This window comes from Mesorhizobium sp. WSM4833, from assembly GCF_055811095.1.
Window position 1 is genome coordinate 236,640 of record NZ_JBVVQG010000002.1, and the last position, 13,542, is coordinate 250,181.

The window sequence follows — 13,542 nt, forward strand, 5'->3', positions numbered from 1 at the left end:
TCTTCAGGGCCGGATCAGTCATGCAGCAGCATATCGGTTGCTTCGGCATCCGGGCTGGCGGCCTTTGCCGGCGCCGCATCGCGGCTGGTGGATACGACCGTCGCCGCGCATCCCCGCAGGCCTGATCCCGCTCGCGCCATGGCAAGGCCGGCCACGGCAATGGCCAGCACGATCGCCGTGCTTTCAAGAATGCCTAGCCGGCCTGATGTTCGTTCGTTCATCGCAATTCTCCTTCGAAACTGTTTGACGAAAATCCTGGCCGATCACAATGTGGAAGTTGCGCTGCCAGCCTTCGGCCACGACGAAGGCTGGTTGGCCGACCGCCTTCCCGGCGCTGAATATTCGCAGGAGCAAGAGAATGCGCTTCGATCTGGTCGATCTCCGCCTGTTCCTGCTGGTCGCCGAACGCGGCAGCATCACCCATGGCGCCGAGCTTGCCGGACTGGCCTTGGCGTCGGCCAGCGCCCGCATCAAGGGCATGGAGGAGCGGCTCGGCGCGCCGCTGCTGGAGCGCCGGCGCCGTGGGGTGGTGCCGACGGCGGCCGGACAGGCGCTGCTGCATCATGCGCGCGCCGTGCAGAACCAGATCGAAGCGATGGCCGGCGACCTCGCCGCCTATGCCACCGGCCTGCGCGCCCGCGTCCGGCTGATGGCCAACACCGCCGCCACAGCCGAGTTGCTGCGCGAGATCCTGCCCGCCTTCCTTGTCGCGCACCCCGGCATCGACATCGAGCTCGACGAGCGCCCCAGCCATGAGATCGCGCAAGCCGTGGCCAGTGGTGCGGCCGATCTCGGCATCGCCGCCACCTGGGCCGGCCTTGCGCACCTCGAGCAGAAACCGTTCTTCATCGACCGGCTGGTGGTGATCGCCGCGCGAAACCGGCCCGGCCTTGAAGGCCGCACCGTCAACCTCACTGAGCTTCTCGGCGAATCTTTCGTCGGCCTCAGCACCGGCCATGCGCTGCAGGAGCACATCGCCCGCCAGGCGGCCCGCCTTGGCGGCCATCTGCATATCCGCATCCACGTTCCCGGCCTCGACAATGTCTGCCGGCTGGTCGCGCAAGGTGCCGGCATCGCCATCGTGCCGGAAAGTGCCGCCCGCCGCTCGGCGCGGACGCTACGCACACTGCGGCTGACCGATGATTGGGCAACGCGCCAGCTCAACCTCTGCGCCCGCCGCTTCGACGAGTTGACACCGCAGGCAAAATTGCTCGCGACAGCGCTGGCGTGAGCCGGACAGCGAGCACCTATCCTCATCAGCGCTGAATCATTGCCTTGCTTTTCAAATGTTCGTGACGTAGCTTGTTTGCACATTGGCAAAAAAATCGCCAAACTTTTTTCCTTTTGTGAAAGACGGGGACTTTGCGGGAACATCTCGATCTGACCGATCGGCGGCTGGTCAAACAGCTGTCGCAGGACGCCCAGCCGGGCATCAACCGGATCGCCGAGATATTGGCGATTTCGGTGCCGACGGTGCGCTCGCGGCTGCGCAACCTGCTCGACCGCAACCTGCTCAAGATCGTCGGGCTGCTGAACCTGACCGAGCGCCCCGAGCTGATCTCCGCCATTGTCGGCATCAATGCCCAAGGGCGCGGCCGGGCCCGCGAACTGGCGCAGCGCATTGCCGAACTGCCCTTCGTCAACTCGGCTTCGGTGGTCACCGGGCGCTTCGATATCATCGTCGACGTGACGGTGGCCGGTGACGTCGCCGATCTCTACCGCGTCACCAGCGAGCTGATCCCCGGCGCCGGCGAGCCAGGCGAAGTCGTGCGCAGCGAGACATTCGTCGTCATGGCGTCCTGCAACAAATGGGTCAGCCTGCCGGAAGGCTGCTGGTCGGACGATCGTAAGGAGCCGGCATGAAGATCGCGGTACTCGGCGGCCTTGGCCTGCAAGGCCGGGCGGCAATCGCCGACCTCGTCGCCAGCGACGGCGTCGAGGAAATTGTCTGCGTCGACACCGCGCCGGACGGCCCTGCCCGGCTTGCCGGCCTGACCGATCTTGCCCGCGTGCGCTTCGTGGTGCCTGAGGGCGCGATCGGCCAGGCCCTGGCCACTGTGCTTGATGATGTCGACGCCGTCATCGACCTGTTGCCGCAGCCGCTGATGCGCGAGGCGGTAAAGGCCGCGATTGCCACGCGCACGCCGCTGGTCACCACCAACTACGCCAAGTCGATCGCCGACCTGGCGCCGGCCGCCGAACAGGCCGGTGTCTCGATCATGACCGAATGCGGGCTCGACCCCGGCATCGACCTCGTGCTCTACGCGCGCGCCGCCAGGCAGTTCGACTCGATTTCTTCGATCGATTCCTATTGCGGCGGCATCCCCGAGCCGAAGGCGATGGCCAAGCCGCTGTGCTACAAGGTGAGCTGGAATTTCGACATGGTCCTGGTCAGCCAGAACCGCGACAGCGTGATGATCGAGGACGGGAACCGTGTCGCAGTGCCTGCCGGCCAGCAGCACGACAATCCGTTCATCCATGAAATCGAGGTTGCCGGCCTCGGCAGGCTCGAAGCCTTCCCCAATGGCGACGCGCTGCACTATGTCGAGATGCTGGACGCCGCAAAAGGGCTGCGCCGCTCCGGCCGCTACACACTGCGCTGGCCGGGATGGTCGGCCTTCTGGGCGCCGTTGAAGGAACTCGGTTTCCTCTCTGAGGACAAGGTGCCCGGCACCTCCAACAGCCCGCGCGAATTCCTTGGCCGGCTGCTCGGCCCGCAATTGCAATACGGCCCCGGCGAAAAGGATCTTTGCGTGATGCGCAATGTCTTTTCCGGCCTCGAAGGCGGCCGCGCCAAGACGGTGACGTCGGACCTGATCATCGAACGCGATCTCGTTTCCGGCCTGTTCGGCATGAGCCTCGGCGTCGGCTATCCCGCCAGCATCGTGGCGCAGATGCTGGCGAGGGGCGAGATCACCAGACCCGGCTTTTTGAACCCGCTGCTGGATGTGCCCGACATCAGGTTCTTCGATGAATTGGCCAGGCGTGGCATCACGGTTTCCGAGACGGTGGCACGGGACTGAGGCGAAAGATTTTCGAACGGTGGCTGCCGCCGGCAACGGCGCTGCCGCTCAAAAAGGAGCCCAAGGAGAACCGCGGGCACACATTAACGACAACAGGGAGGAATACCGAAATGAAGATTGCCAGACTTTTCATCGCCGGAAGACTTTTCATCGCCGGGCTTGCGCTCGCCGGGCTCACCGCTGCGGCCAGTGCGGGTACGCTCGACGACATCACCAAGCGCGGCGAATTGCGCGTCGCCGTGCAGACCCAGGGACCGCCCTTCTCGCTGGTCGGCGCCAATGGCGAACGCACCGGCAGTTCGGTCGAACTGGCCGAACTGATGGCCAAGGAAATGGGTGTGAAAATCACCTTCCTCGACTTCGACTGGGATGGTTTGATCCCGGCGCTGCTGTCGGGCAAGGCCGACCTGCTGGTTGCCGACATGACACCGACGCTGGCGCGCGGCATGAAGGTCGCCTTTACCACGCCTTACATGTACACGGGCAGCACCGTCTTCACCAAGGCCGACAGCAAGTTCAAGACCACCGAGGACTGCAAAGCCAAGGGCACCAAGATCGCCGTGCTGCTCGGCGCCACCGGCGAGAAGGAAGCCAAGAAAGCCTTCCCCGATGCCGACATCAAGAGCTACAAGGGTGGCGGTCCGCTGCTGCTTGACGCCGTCAACAACGGCCAGGCCGACTGCGGCGTCAACGACGTCTCGGCGGTCAAAGGCCAGTCGACCGCCTATCCGGCCGGCACCTTCACCATCATGCCGGACCTTCTGTCGAAGGAGCCGCTTGCCTTCGCCACCCGCTATGATGAGCCGGACCTGTTGATCTGGATGAACCTGTTCCTCAACCAGGTCACTATCGACGGCCGCCTGCAGAAGAACCTCGACTACTGGGTCAATTCCGACGCCTGGAAGAAGGATCACTAAGCAGCGATAAATCCAGGCGGTTTCGCGCGCATCTTAAACGCCGCGAAGCCGCCCGGAATTTCGTTTCATCTGTCGTTTCCTGCGCTCTGGGGATTTCACCCAACGATGCTCGAAAATTTCAGTTTCCGCACCATCGTCGAATACCTGCCGTTGTTCGGACAGGGCCTGGTCACGACCGTTTGGCTGTCGGCGCTGTCCTTTGTCGGCGCGCTCATCGTCGGCATCGTGCTGTGCGCCATGAATCTGCAGCGCGGCTGGCTGTTTCGCGCCCCAGCCAAGGCCTATATCGATGCGGTGCGTGCCACGCCCTTGCTGGCGCAGCTCTATTTTCTTTATTTCGGCCTGCCCCGGCTCGGCTTCGTTCTGCCGGAACTCGTCGTCGGCATCCTCGCGTTGTCGCTGAACAGCGGCGCCTATATCGCTGAAATCATTCGCGCCGGCATCCTGTCGATCCCGCGCGGCCAGGTCGAGGCCAGCGTCGCTTCGGGCATGACCTATGTCCAGCGCATGCGCCTTGTCGTCCTGCCGCAAGCCTTCAAGGTGACGATCCCGCCGCTGCTCGGCCAAGCGATCGTGCTGGTCAAGGATTCCGCCCTTTTGTCGCTGATCTCGGTTTCGGAACTGACGCGCGCCGGTCAATTGCTCGCCTCCGACCGCTTCATGCCGGCGGAAGGTTTCCTCACCATCGCCGCCTTCTATCTGCTGCTCTATTACGGCCTGAAAGGACTGGCTGGGCTCTCCAGCCGCTGGCTCGGCACAGCGGGGGCGCGGACATGATCTGGCAACAACTGCAAAGCCTCGCCGGCTCCTATCCACTGGCCCTGCGCGGCCTCGGCATGACCGTGTTGCTGTCGCTGATCAGCCTGGTGCTCGGCACCATGCTCGGCTTCGGCCTCGGCATCTTGCGCACCGGCGGCAACCGGCTGATCTCGGGCTTGATCGGCGCCTGGGTCGACCTGATCCGCGGCACGCCGTTCCTGGTGCAGATCTTCCTGATCTTCTTCATCCTGCCGGAGTTCGGCATCGAGCTCGACGCCTTCACCGCCGGCATCATCGCGCTGACCAATCTGGCTGCCTGCTTCATCTGCGAGATCGTCGTCGCCGGCATCCGCTCGGTGCCGACAGGCCAGGTCGAGGCGGCACTGGCGTCCGGCCTGTCGCGCTGGCAGCGCATGCGCCAGGTGGTGCTGCCGCAGGCGATGCGCATCGTGCTGCCGCCATTGGTCGGGCAATATGTGCTGCTGATCAAGGATTCTTCTGTCGTCTCGGCCATCGGATTAACCGACCTCACTCGCGTCGGCTGGCTGGTGGTGCAGCGTGTGCCCAACGGCCTGCTGGTGTTCTTCCTCGTCGGCGTCGGCTATTTCATCGTCTGCTATCCGCTGATCATGCTGGCCCGCCGGCTGGAGCAGCGCATGGGCGCGGCGCATGGCGAGGTGCAGTTGTGACTTCCAACCCCAAAGGTCCAGAAAACATGACCAAAACGGGCCTTGCCAAAACCGGCATGATCGACTTTCGCGGCGTCAACAAATGGTTCGGCTCGCTCAACGTGCTCAAGGACATCACGCTCAGCGTCGAACCGCGCGAAGTGGTCGTCGTCTGCGGCCCGAGCGGCTCGGGCAAAAGCACTCTGATCCGCTGCGTCAACGGCCTGGAGGCGATCAAGAACGGCGACCTCGTCGTCGACGGCCAGCGCCTGGGCGACCCCGCCACCAACATGACCCAGCTGCGCACCGAGATCGGCTTCGTCTTCCAGTCGTTCAACCTCTACCCGCATAAGACGGCACTCGAAAACGTCACGCTCGCCCCCATCCATGTCCGCAAGATCCCGCGTGCCGAAGCCGAAAAGGCCGGCCGCGAATTGCTGGCCAAGGTAGGCCTCGCCGACAAGGTCAATGCCTATCCAGCACAGCTCTCCGGCGGCCAGCAGCAGCGCGTGGCGATCGCGCGTTGCCTCGGCATGCGGCCCAAAATCATGCTGTTCGACGAGCCGACCTCGGCGCTCGATCCCGAGATGATTTCCGAAGTGCTCGACGTCATGGTCGCGGTCGCCGAGGAAGGCATGACCATGATGGTGGTGACGCACGAGATGGGCTTTGCCCGCAAGGTCGCCCAGCGCGTGGTGTTCATGGACGCCGGCGCCATCGTCGAAAGCGGCACGCCCGACGAGTTCTTCTCACACCCCAAGACCGACCGCAGCCGCGCTTTCCTGAGCAAGATTCTGCGGCACTGACGGCGGGCGGTCAGGTCGCCTCTTCCGCGCTGCCGCCAATCGCAAACGCCGCCGGGCCGCCGCGCCGCCTGAGCAGCGCGATGGCGAGGAAGGCGATGACCCCGCTCGCGGCGACGACTACCAGCACCCACAAGGAATTGGCGACGGATGTCCGCGCCATCATGAAGGCGAGCGCGAACGGCGCGAAGGCCGAAGTGAACTGGCGGGCAGCGCTCGCCCATCCCAGCCGCGCGCCATAGCCTTCGCGGCCGAAGAGTTCGAGCGGCAAGGTGCCGCCGACGATGCTGGTGAGGCCGGAGCCGAGGCCGAACAGGAACACGAACACGAAGGCGCCGGGCAGCCATGGCGTGGTCAGCAACAGCGCACACAGCCCGGCCGTGAGCAGTGACGCGGCAATGACGGCAAGGTGCGTCTGCTGCAGCCGCCCGCCAAACAGCATGTTGATCAACCGGCTGGCGACCTGCGCCGGCCCGAACAGGGTCGAGACGAACAGGCCTGCGGTGCCGAGCCCAAGGGCCGCCGTCAGCGGCACCATGTGGATGAGGATCGCCGACAGCACGAAACCCTCGGTGGCGAACCCCGCCAGCATCAGCAGGAATGCGGCCCGGCCGCGCCGCGCATCGAGCGGCATTCCCGCTTCATCGGGAGCGGAACCGCGCTCATGCGGCGTGACCGTTGCGTGGCGACGCGACAGGCGCATCAGCCAGGCGTGGATCGGCAGGCATAGGCCGAGATTGAGAGCGGCGAACAAAAGGTAGACCTCGCGCCATGTGAGATGCGCATGCAGCGCCGAGGTCAGCGGCCAGAACAGGGTAGAGGCAAACCCGGCGATCAGCGTCAGATGGGTGATGCTGCGTTGCGGCCGGGGAACCCCGACCTGCACGATCGCCACGAAGGCAGCGCTGTAGAGGACGAAGCTGGAGGCCAGTTCCATCGCCAGCAATCCCAGAACGAAGCTCACGCGGCCGGGTGCGACGGCGCACAGCGCCAGCGCCACAGCCGCCGCGACCGAGCCGACGGTCATGATGCGGCCGGCGCCGAAGCGGTCGGCCCACCGCCCGGCAGTCGGCGCGAACAGGCTGCCGGCAAACAGCGAGGCCGACAGGGCTGCGAATACCCAGCCTTCCGTGAGCCCGAACTCGCGTGCCATTGCCGGCGCCAGGATCGAGAAGCTGTAATAGAGCGTGCCGTAGCCGATGATCTGGGTCAGCCCAAGCGCCCAGATTGCCTTGCGCAGGACGGATCGTTCAGGCATCGACGCCGGCCGCCATATTCTCTCGCGTCTCGGTGGCCGGCGCGGTTGCGCAGCCGCAACCCGACGCGCCCGTTGCCTTGGCGGCCGCATCCCTGACGCAGCAGGCATCGACAGCGGCGGGAGCAGGCCCGCCACAGCAGCCGGCGCTTTCCGATACCGTCGCGACACCGACGGCACTGCACACGCCGGTCTCCGGCAGCACCAGCCGCACCTCGCGGGCCGCGGCATGGTCTCCGGCAATATCGGCCACCACCGAGCGGACCTGCTCGTAGCCGGTCGCCATCAGGAAAGTCGGGGCACGGCCGTAGGATTTCGAGCCGACGATGGTGAAACCGGGTTCGGGATGCGCGAGTTCCGCAATGCCATGCGCGGGAACCGTGCCGCATGAGTGGAAGTTCGGATCGATCAGCGGCGCCAGTGCCGGCGGCGCTTCGACGACGGGATCGAGCGCGATGCGGATTTCGCCGAGGAACGACAGGTCTGGCCTGAAGCCGGTGGTGACGACGATGCGGTCCACGGCCAGGCTGAACGGCTTGCCGGCGAGGTGGGCGTCGACGGCAAGCTTCTCGCCTTGCGTCTCGATGCGGTCGACGGCGAAGCCCGTCAGCATGTTCAGCCTGCCGTCCGCCATCGCCTGCCTGGCGGCCAGCCCGAGCGCACCACGTTCCGGCAACTGGTCGTTCAGCCCGCCGCCGAGCAATCTCTCGATGCTGGCGTGCCGCAGCGCCCAGAAGATTTCGGTGCCAGGCGCGCCATCCTGCAACTCCATCAGCGCCAGCGCGACGTTGATGGCCGAGTGCCCGCCGCCGATGACCAGGATGCGCTTGCCCGCATAGTCTTCTCTCGCCTTGCCGACCACGTCGGGAATGCCATAGGCGATGCGTGCCGACGCCTTGCCTTCGCCGGCAACCGGCAGCCCGTCGATGCCGATCGGGTTTGGCCGCCACCATGTTCCGGATGCGTCGATGACGGCGCGTGCGAGAAAGCGGTGCTCACCGCCGCCATCGCGGTAGCGGATGACGAAGGGCGCGTCCTTGCGGCCCTCATTGGCGACCTTGTCGTGCCCCTGACGGGTGATCGCGGTGACTTCGGCGCCCAGCTTCAAATTGGCGGCGATCGCCGGAAGCCGGCCAAGCGGCGCCAGATAGTCGCGCACGATCTCGCCGCCGGTCGGTAGGCCCTGGCTGTCCGGCGCCGTCCAGCCGGAGCGGTCGAGCAGCGCCCGCCCCGCCGCGTCGATGTTGTATTCCCAAGGCGAGAACACCCGCACATGGCCCCATTCGAGCAGTGCGGCCCCAACACTTTCGCCGCGCTCCAGGATGAGTGGACGGATGCCGCGCTCGACCAGATGCGCCGCGGCGGCAAGGCCGACCGGGCCGGCGCCAATTACCGCGACGGGAAGATCTGTCATCATGTCCATAGGTTCGATCCTTCCGGTATCTTCGAATTATACGCGCAGAAAAATCAGGCCAGTGCTTTGCCGACGGCGGGCGCGCAGGCAGCATCCGCGCAGCACTCGTCGGCGAGATAGCCGATCAGCGCATTCATGCCGGGATAGTTGGCGCGGCAGATCAGCGTCGTCGCTTGCCGTTCCTGCGTGACAAGCCCGGTATCGACCAGCCGTTTGAGGTGATGCGACAGCGTGGAGGACGGAATGTCGAGCCTGCCCTGGACGCTGCCGACGGCAAGCCCGTCATCACCGGCCCGCACCAGGATGCGATAGAGCTGAAGCCGCGTCGGATTGCCGAGCGCTTCAAGCTGCGCGGCTGCTTTTTCGAGTTTCATGGAAATAAGCTACGCGGCACTTTTCGCGCCGTCAACCCAATTTCGAAAATTATGGAAATAGCATCAGCCGGCGCGCTTGCCCGAGGCGTAAATGACCACCTCGCCATCCTCCTTGGTGAACGCGCCGATCTCCGGGTTGGGCAGGATGTCCAGCACCTTTTCCGACGGCCGCGCCAGCACGACGCCGAGCGGACTGACGACGATCGGCCGGTTGATCAGGATCGGATGTGCCAGCATGAAATCGAGGATCTGCTGGTCGGACCATTTCGGGTCGGCAAGGCCGAGTTCGGCATAGGGTGTGCCCTTCTCGCGCAGCAGGGCGCGCGGTGTAATGCCCATCGCCGCGATCAGTTCGACCAACCTTTCGCGCGATGGCGGCGTCTTCAGATATTCGATCACCTCCGGCTCCTCGCCCGACTGGCGGATCATGGCCAACGTGTTGCGCGACGTGCCGCAATCGGGATTGTGGTAGATGGTGATGGTCATTTCGAGGTCCTCTCAGCCGACATGGTATTCCGGACGGCGCCGCCCATCTCGTACCAGCCCTTGCTGCGGTTCACGATCCACACCACCGACAGCATGACCGGAACCTCGATGAGCACCCCGACCACAGTGGCAAGGGCCGCGCCAGAATTCAGCCCGAACAGCGCGATCGCGGCGGCCACCGCCAGCTCGAAGAAGTTCGACGCGCCGATCAGCGCCGATGGTCCAGCCACGCAGTGTCGTTCGCCGCTGAGGCGGTTGAGCAGATAGGCAAGACCGGAATTGAAATAGACCTGGATCAGGATCGGCACCGCCAGCAGCACGATCACCAATGGCTGCGCGATGATCTGCTCGCCCTGAAAGCCGAACAGCAGCACCAACGTCGCCAGCAAGGCAACCAGCGACAGGGGCTGCAGCGTGGCAAGCAGGGCCTCAAGCCCGGCCTGTCCCCTCGCTGCCAGCAGCCGGCCACGAACCAGTTGCGCGACGATCACCGGCGCGACGATGTAGAGTGCGACCGACAGCATCAGCGTGCCCCATGGCACGGTGATCGCCGACAGGCCGAGCAGCAGGCCGACGATTGGCGCGAAAGCAACGATCATGATAGCGTCGTTGAGCGCTACCTGCGACAGCGTGAAATTCGGCTCGCCGCGCGTCAGGTTCGACCAGACGAAAACCATCGCCGTGCAGGGCGCCGCGGCAAGGATGATCAGCCCGGCAATGTAGGAATCGATCTGCACGGCGGGCAGCCACGGCCGGAACAACCAGCCGATGAAGAGCCAGCCCAGCAGCGCCATCGAGAACGGCTTCACCGCCCAGTTGATGAACAGCGTCACGCCGATGCCGCGCCAATAGGTGCCGACCTTGGCCAGCGAGGCGAAATCGACGCGCAAGAGCATCGGCACGATCATCAGCCAGATCAGCACGGCGACAGGAATGTTGACCCTGGCGATCTCGGCCGACGCGATGGCGCCGAACACGCCCGGCAGCAGATGGCCAAGCGCGATGCCCGCGACGATGCACAGTGCCACCCACACCGTCAGATATTTCTCGACGAAGCCGATGCCGGGCCGCACCGCCTCAGCTGTGTTCAGAGCATGATCGGTCATGATGGCTTCCTTGTTCGAACGGCGCGCGGCGGACAGTCACAAGCCCCTCAGCAGTCACAGGTCACGGCATTGATGACCGGGCGGCAGAGCTCCGGCGCGCCATTGCAGCAATCTTCCATCAGATAGGCCAGCAGGTCGCGCAAGCCGGTCATGTCGGCGACATAGCGCACGGTCCTTCCGTCGCGTTCGGGACGGATCAGCCCGGCATGGGCGAGCACCTTCAGATGCGCCGACATGGTGTTCTGGACCGTGTCCAGCCTCGTTGCGATCTCGCCCGCCGGAATGCCTTCCGGGCTGGCACGCACGAGCAGCCGGAAGACATCCAGCCGCGTCTCCTGGCCAAGTGCGGCCAGCGCGTTCAAAGTACCTTTCTTATCCATATATCCGAATCCTTGGATTTATGGATTCGTGAGTACCAACTCCCCCACGATCTGTAAAGGGTATCCGCCCACCATCAGGTGACGGCCAGCACCTTTCCCGTATCGTGCTGGCGCACGAAATCCACGCGGGCGCCGTCCCAGTGGTAGCTGTAGTGGCGGCCCTGCACTGGAATGGTAATGACATCTGGCCAGAAGATGCCGATACAGCCGCCGCCCGGCATGCGCACGCTGTTCCACACCAATCCGTCGCTGCCTGCTGCCCGCAGCGCCCGCCCTTCCGCCTGCGAGGCGGAATAGTCGTCCGGGTCGAGCACGCCGGGCACGGCGTTGACGTCATCGAGGTCGCGGTCGACGCTGCCGATCAGCACGCGGAAATCCGCAGTCCAGCCCGGCCCCTCATTGGTGGCACGCATGAATTTCTGGTGGTGGTGGATGGTCTCGGCCAGCGCCACCTCCTCACTGTCGCCGGCATAGTAGATGCCGTAGCTGCCATCCGAGAAGCGGCCTGGCCTCAGCGTCGAGCAGTGCACGAAGGGCGCCATCACGAAGCTGGCGCCGGGGCCGGAAACCCGCCTTGCGGCCGACACCTTGCCGAGATCGCCGATCTCGAACCTTATGCGCGGGTTGGTCTTCGCCTCGACGGCGGCAAGCGCCTCCCAGTCGCGCGGATCAGCAATGTCTTCGAACAGGTCGATCGGCGGGTGGATGGAGCGGATGATGCGGAAGGTCTGGTGCCAATGGACGCCGCGACGGACCGCAAGCCCACTCACCATCCACCACGCTCCGCATCGAGCCATTCGCGCATCGCCGAGAGATCGGAAATTTCGCCGCGCAGCATCAGGTCGAGAGCCGACTGGCCGTCGAAGGTGGCATTGGGCTTGCGGATCCAGGCATAGCCGCGCGCCGGCTCCGTGAAAAGGTAACGCAGGCCCTTATGGATGCCCATCAGATGCGCCATGCGGGTGCGCAGGTCACGGTCGATCCTGCCGACGCCGCCTTCCTTCGCCCCAGTCTTCCAACGCGCCCAGGTCCGCGCCGACATGCCGCCGAGCAGGATGCAGGCCTCCAGGTCGGTGAGGTTCCAGGCCTTGAACAGATTGACCGTGGTGCGCGCCAGCGCGCCAGCCTCGTCATCGGTGATGACGCTTCCAACCGTGGCCGGTGTCGTGACAATGGACTGGAGCTGCATTTCGGTGCCTCGCTATTGGCAGATATATAGCATTCATTTGCCAAATGGCAAGGGGGCGCGCTAGCCTTGGGCCAAAGCGTCCTGTTGACTGCCCCCGGTCAGCGCTCAGCGACGCGCGTTTTCAATACTCACTTTAAGCAATCTGATGTAGGTTTGGACAAACGCTTGGGGATGCTGATGGCTGAAATCACGGATCCGTCTACTGAACTGTTCCAGCTTTGCACAATGCTTAAGGGTGTTGATTCAAAAGACGTTACGAGCAGGACGCTTGCCAAAAAATTTGGCGTCGATGTTGATAGTGCGGAGTTCTTTTCGACGCTTGCCGCGATCTCTTCAAGAATCCATCGGCTTCGTTCCTTAGTAGCCTCGTTGACTGACACTCCAGAGCCCTTCCGATCTGCGTTTGATAGCGCCTGCGCTCAAGTGGCGTCGTTTCTCTCATCAACCAGTTTAACCGGACAATGGCGAGGAGTGCGAGATACTGCCTTTAGGGATGTTGCACTTAACACTCTTATGATGGCAGGACATACAGTCAAAAAAGTGGCACCACTGAGTGTGAACGGGCTGACCTAATTAAGAAACTTGATGACGCAATAAAGGAAATTAAAGACGGAAACGATGTTTTCGCAACACTACTCGTCAGTTCTTTTTTAACTCTTCGTGTTATTATCGACAAGCTTGAATTTTACGGAGTCGACGGTCTAATCGATCACCTACTCAATACACACGCGATCCTTCGAAGCGCAGAAGCCTCGCAAAGTGATGGTCAGAAAAAACGAGGGTTTGCCAAAGCATGGAATGTATTGGCAACCATATACTTGCTGATGACGATTCCAGACGCGGGCATAACAGCGATTGAGAATAACTACGCAGGTTTTCAAGTCGCGTTACAGTATTTTTCCAAGGAAGCCCCTGAGCCCAATATCAAGCTGCTCACTGGACCGGCAAAGGAACCCGAGCCTGCGACAACGACGCAAGACGGCGTCGCCCTTAGACCGCACGAACCCGAAGTTGCAACGGACGGGAAAGTGGCCAACGATCAAGGCTTCGCTGAATAGCAACAAGCAGGGTCGGTCGATGGACTCCAAATGGCAAGAGCGCACCCAAGCCGCGCCCTTGTAGATTGCCTAGTGGGGTCGGCACCGGCCGCCCGCCTCAAAAAATCTCG

Annotated in this window: 18 protein-coding genes; 9 read left to right on the forward strand and 9 right to left on the reverse strand. The window is 63.7% G+C overall.

Annotation, left to right across the window (positions count from 1 at the left end; all coding sequences use genetic code 11):
• Positions 1–14: 14 nt before the first annotated feature.
• Complete coding sequence (locus AC0L2D_RS04335; protein WP_224675006.1) at positions 15–221, reverse strand: hypothetical protein; 207 nt, start codon at positions 219–221, stop codon at positions 15–17.
• A 137-nt stretch (positions 222–358) separates the two neighbouring features.
• On the opposite strand from AC0L2D_RS04335, the gene AC0L2D_RS04340 reads away from it, so the two are divergent.
• The 7 genes from AC0L2D_RS04340 to AC0L2D_RS04370 all read left to right on the forward strand — a co-directional run bounded on the left by AC0L2D_RS04340 (position 359) and on the right by AC0L2D_RS04370 (position 6,173).
• Positions 359–1,231, forward strand: coding sequence for a LysR substrate-binding domain-containing protein (locus AC0L2D_RS04340; RefSeq protein ID WP_275952556.1), 873 nt, complete (start codon positions 359–361; stop codon positions 1,229–1,231).
• A gap of 131 nt (positions 1,232–1,362) precedes the next feature.
• Positions 1,363–1,863 (forward strand): Lrp/AsnC family transcriptional regulator, encoded by a 501-nt coding sequence (locus tag AC0L2D_RS04345; protein WP_024501775.1) that lies wholly within the window; start codon positions 1,363–1,365, stop codon positions 1,861–1,863.
• A complete protein-coding gene (locus AC0L2D_RS04350) occupies positions 1,860–3,023 on the forward strand; it encodes a saccharopine dehydrogenase family protein (RefSeq protein WP_064994080.1) in 1,164 nt (387 codons plus the stop codon). Before AC0L2D_RS04345 ends, AC0L2D_RS04350 begins: the two co-directional genes overlap by 4 nt.
• 110 nt (positions 3,024–3,133) lie before the next feature.
• On the forward strand, positions 3,134–3,940 hold the full coding sequence (locus AC0L2D_RS04355; protein WP_064994007.1) for an ABC transporter substrate-binding protein: 807 nt from the start codon (positions 3,134–3,136) through the stop codon (positions 3,938–3,940).
• A 105-nt stretch (positions 3,941–4,045) separates the two neighbouring features.
• Entirely contained in the window at positions 4,046–4,717 is a 672-nt protein-coding gene (locus tag AC0L2D_RS04360) for an amino acid ABC transporter permease (RefSeq protein ID WP_013530557.1), read from the forward strand.
• Positions 4,714–5,388 carry an amino acid ABC transporter permease gene (locus AC0L2D_RS04365; RefSeq protein WP_064994008.1) on the forward strand — a complete coding sequence of 225 codons (675 nt, stop codon included), beginning with the start codon at positions 4,714–4,716 and terminating at the stop codon, positions 5,386–5,388. The genes AC0L2D_RS04360 and AC0L2D_RS04365 overlap by 4 nt, the downstream gene beginning before the upstream one ends.
• A gap of 26 nt (positions 5,389–5,414) precedes the next feature.
• Positions 5,415–6,173 carry an amino acid ABC transporter ATP-binding protein gene (locus tag AC0L2D_RS04370; RefSeq protein ID WP_013530555.1) on the forward strand — a complete coding sequence of 253 codons (759 nt, stop codon included), beginning with the start codon at positions 5,415–5,417 and terminating at the stop codon, positions 6,171–6,173.
• A 10-nt stretch (positions 6,174–6,183) separates the two neighbouring features.
• Here the strand turns inward: AC0L2D_RS04370 and arsK are convergent, their stop codons facing one another.
• The 8 genes from arsK to AC0L2D_RS04410 form a co-directional block, all read right to left on the reverse strand.
• The gene (arsK, locus tag AC0L2D_RS04375) at positions 6,184–7,428 is read right to left on the reverse strand and encodes an arsenite efflux MFS transporter ArsK (RefSeq protein WP_024501779.1); all 1,245 of its coding nucleotides are present in this window, start codon (positions 7,426–7,428) and stop codon (positions 6,184–6,186) included.
• A complete protein-coding gene (locus AC0L2D_RS04380; protein WP_473540442.1) occupies positions 7,421–8,848 on the reverse strand; it encodes an NAD(P)-binding domain-containing protein in 1,428 nt (475 codons plus the stop codon). Before AC0L2D_RS04380 ends, arsK begins: the two co-directional genes overlap by 8 nt.
• Before the next feature lie 44 nt (positions 8,849–8,892).
• Positions 8,893–9,213, reverse strand: a complete 321-nt coding sequence (locus tag AC0L2D_RS04385; RefSeq protein WP_064994010.1) for an ArsR/SmtB family transcription factor — start codon at positions 9,211–9,213, stop codon at positions 8,893–8,895.
• Between the two features lie 63 nt (positions 9,214–9,276).
• A complete protein-coding gene (gene arsC / locus AC0L2D_RS04390; RefSeq protein WP_064994011.1) occupies positions 9,277–9,699 on the reverse strand; it encodes an arsenate reductase (glutaredoxin) in 423 nt (140 codons plus the stop codon).
• Positions 9,696–10,805, reverse strand: coding sequence for an ACR3 family arsenite efflux transporter (gene arsB / locus AC0L2D_RS04395; protein ID WP_473540443.1), 1,110 nt, complete (start codon positions 10,803–10,805; stop codon positions 9,696–9,698). The genes arsC and arsB overlap by 4 nt, the downstream gene beginning before the upstream one ends.
• A gap of 47 nt (positions 10,806–10,852) precedes the next feature.
• A complete protein-coding gene (locus AC0L2D_RS04400) occupies positions 10,853–11,185 on the reverse strand; it encodes an ArsR/SmtB family transcription factor (protein ID WP_292335385.1) in 333 nt (110 codons plus the stop codon).
• A 74-nt stretch (positions 11,186–11,259) separates the two neighbouring features.
• Positions 11,260–11,958: an RES family NAD+ phosphorylase gene (locus tag AC0L2D_RS04405; protein WP_473540444.1), complete on the reverse strand. Its 699-nt coding sequence runs from the start codon at positions 11,956–11,958 to the stop codon at positions 11,260–11,262.
• Positions 11,952–12,374, reverse strand: coding sequence for an antitoxin Xre/MbcA/ParS toxin-binding domain-containing protein (locus tag AC0L2D_RS04410; RefSeq protein WP_473540445.1), 423 nt, complete (start codon positions 12,372–12,374; stop codon positions 11,952–11,954). The genes AC0L2D_RS04405 and AC0L2D_RS04410 overlap by 7 nt, the downstream gene beginning before the upstream one ends.
• A 177-nt stretch (positions 12,375–12,551) precedes the next feature.
• Between AC0L2D_RS04410 and AC0L2D_RS04415 the strand changes: the two genes are divergently transcribed.
• Positions 12,552–12,947, forward strand: coding sequence for a hypothetical protein (locus tag AC0L2D_RS04415; protein ID WP_473540446.1), 396 nt, complete (start codon positions 12,552–12,554; stop codon positions 12,945–12,947).
• A 245-nt stretch (positions 12,948–13,192) separates the two neighbouring features.
• Positions 13,193–13,432 carry a hypothetical protein gene (locus AC0L2D_RS04420; RefSeq protein WP_473540447.1) on the forward strand — a complete coding sequence of 80 codons (240 nt, stop codon included), beginning with the start codon at positions 13,193–13,195 and terminating at the stop codon, positions 13,430–13,432.
• The last annotated feature ends 110 nt before the right edge of the window (positions 13,433–13,542 follow it).

Bases quoted from the DNA above. Each gene is read 5' to 3' on its own strand.
- AC0L2D_RS04360 (WP_013530557.1), top strand. From the start codon at position 4,046: ATGCTCGAAAATTTCAGTTTCCGCACCATCGTCGAATACCTGCCGTTG.
- AC0L2D_RS04335 (WP_224675006.1), bottom strand. From the start codon at position 221: ATGAACGAACGAACATCAGGCCGGCTAGGCATTCTTGAAAGCACGGCG.
- arsB (WP_473540443.1), bottom strand. From the start codon at position 10,805: ATGACCGATCATGCTCTGAACACAGCTGAGGCGGTGCGGCCCGGCATC.
- arsC (WP_064994011.1), bottom strand. From the start codon at position 9,699: ATGACCATCACCATCTACCACAATCCCGATTGCGGCACGTCGCGCAAC.
- AC0L2D_RS04340 (WP_275952556.1), top strand. From the start codon at position 359: ATGCGCTTCGATCTGGTCGATCTCCGCCTGTTCCTGCTGGTCGCCGAA.
- AC0L2D_RS04415 (WP_473540446.1), top strand. From the start codon at position 12,552: ATGGCTGAAATCACGGATCCGTCTACTGAACTGTTCCAGCTTTGCACA.
- AC0L2D_RS04370 (WP_013530555.1), top strand. From the start codon at position 5,415: ATGACCAAAACGGGCCTTGCCAAAACCGGCATGATCGACTTTCGCGGC.
- AC0L2D_RS04380 (WP_473540442.1), bottom strand. From the start codon at position 8,848: ATGGACATGATGACAGATCTTCCCGTCGCGGTAATTGGCGCCGGCCCG.
- AC0L2D_RS04365 (WP_064994008.1), top strand. From the start codon at position 4,714: ATGATCTGGCAACAACTGCAAAGCCTCGCCGGCTCCTATCCACTGGCC.
- AC0L2D_RS04355 (WP_064994007.1), top strand. From the start codon at position 3,134: ATGAAGATTGCCAGACTTTTCATCGCCGGAAGACTTTTCATCGCCGGG.
- arsK (WP_024501779.1), bottom strand. From the start codon at position 7,428: ATGCCTGAACGATCCGTCCTGCGCAAGGCAATCTGGGCGCTTGGGCTG.
- AC0L2D_RS04385 (WP_064994010.1), bottom strand. From the start codon at position 9,213: ATGAAACTCGAAAAAGCAGCCGCGCAGCTTGAAGCGCTCGGCAATCCG.
- AC0L2D_RS04350 (WP_064994080.1), top strand. From the start codon at position 1,860: ATGAAGATCGCGGTACTCGGCGGCCTTGGCCTGCAAGGCCGGGCGGCA.
- AC0L2D_RS04405 (WP_473540444.1), bottom strand. From the start codon at position 11,958: ATGGTGAGTGGGCTTGCGGTCCGTCGCGGCGTCCATTGGCACCAGACC.
- AC0L2D_RS04400 (WP_292335385.1), bottom strand. From the start codon at position 11,185: ATGGATAAGAAAGGTACTTTGAACGCGCTGGCCGCACTTGGCCAGGAG.
- AC0L2D_RS04410 (WP_473540445.1), bottom strand. From the start codon at position 12,374: ATGCAGCTCCAGTCCATTGTCACGACACCGGCCACGGTTGGAAGCGTC.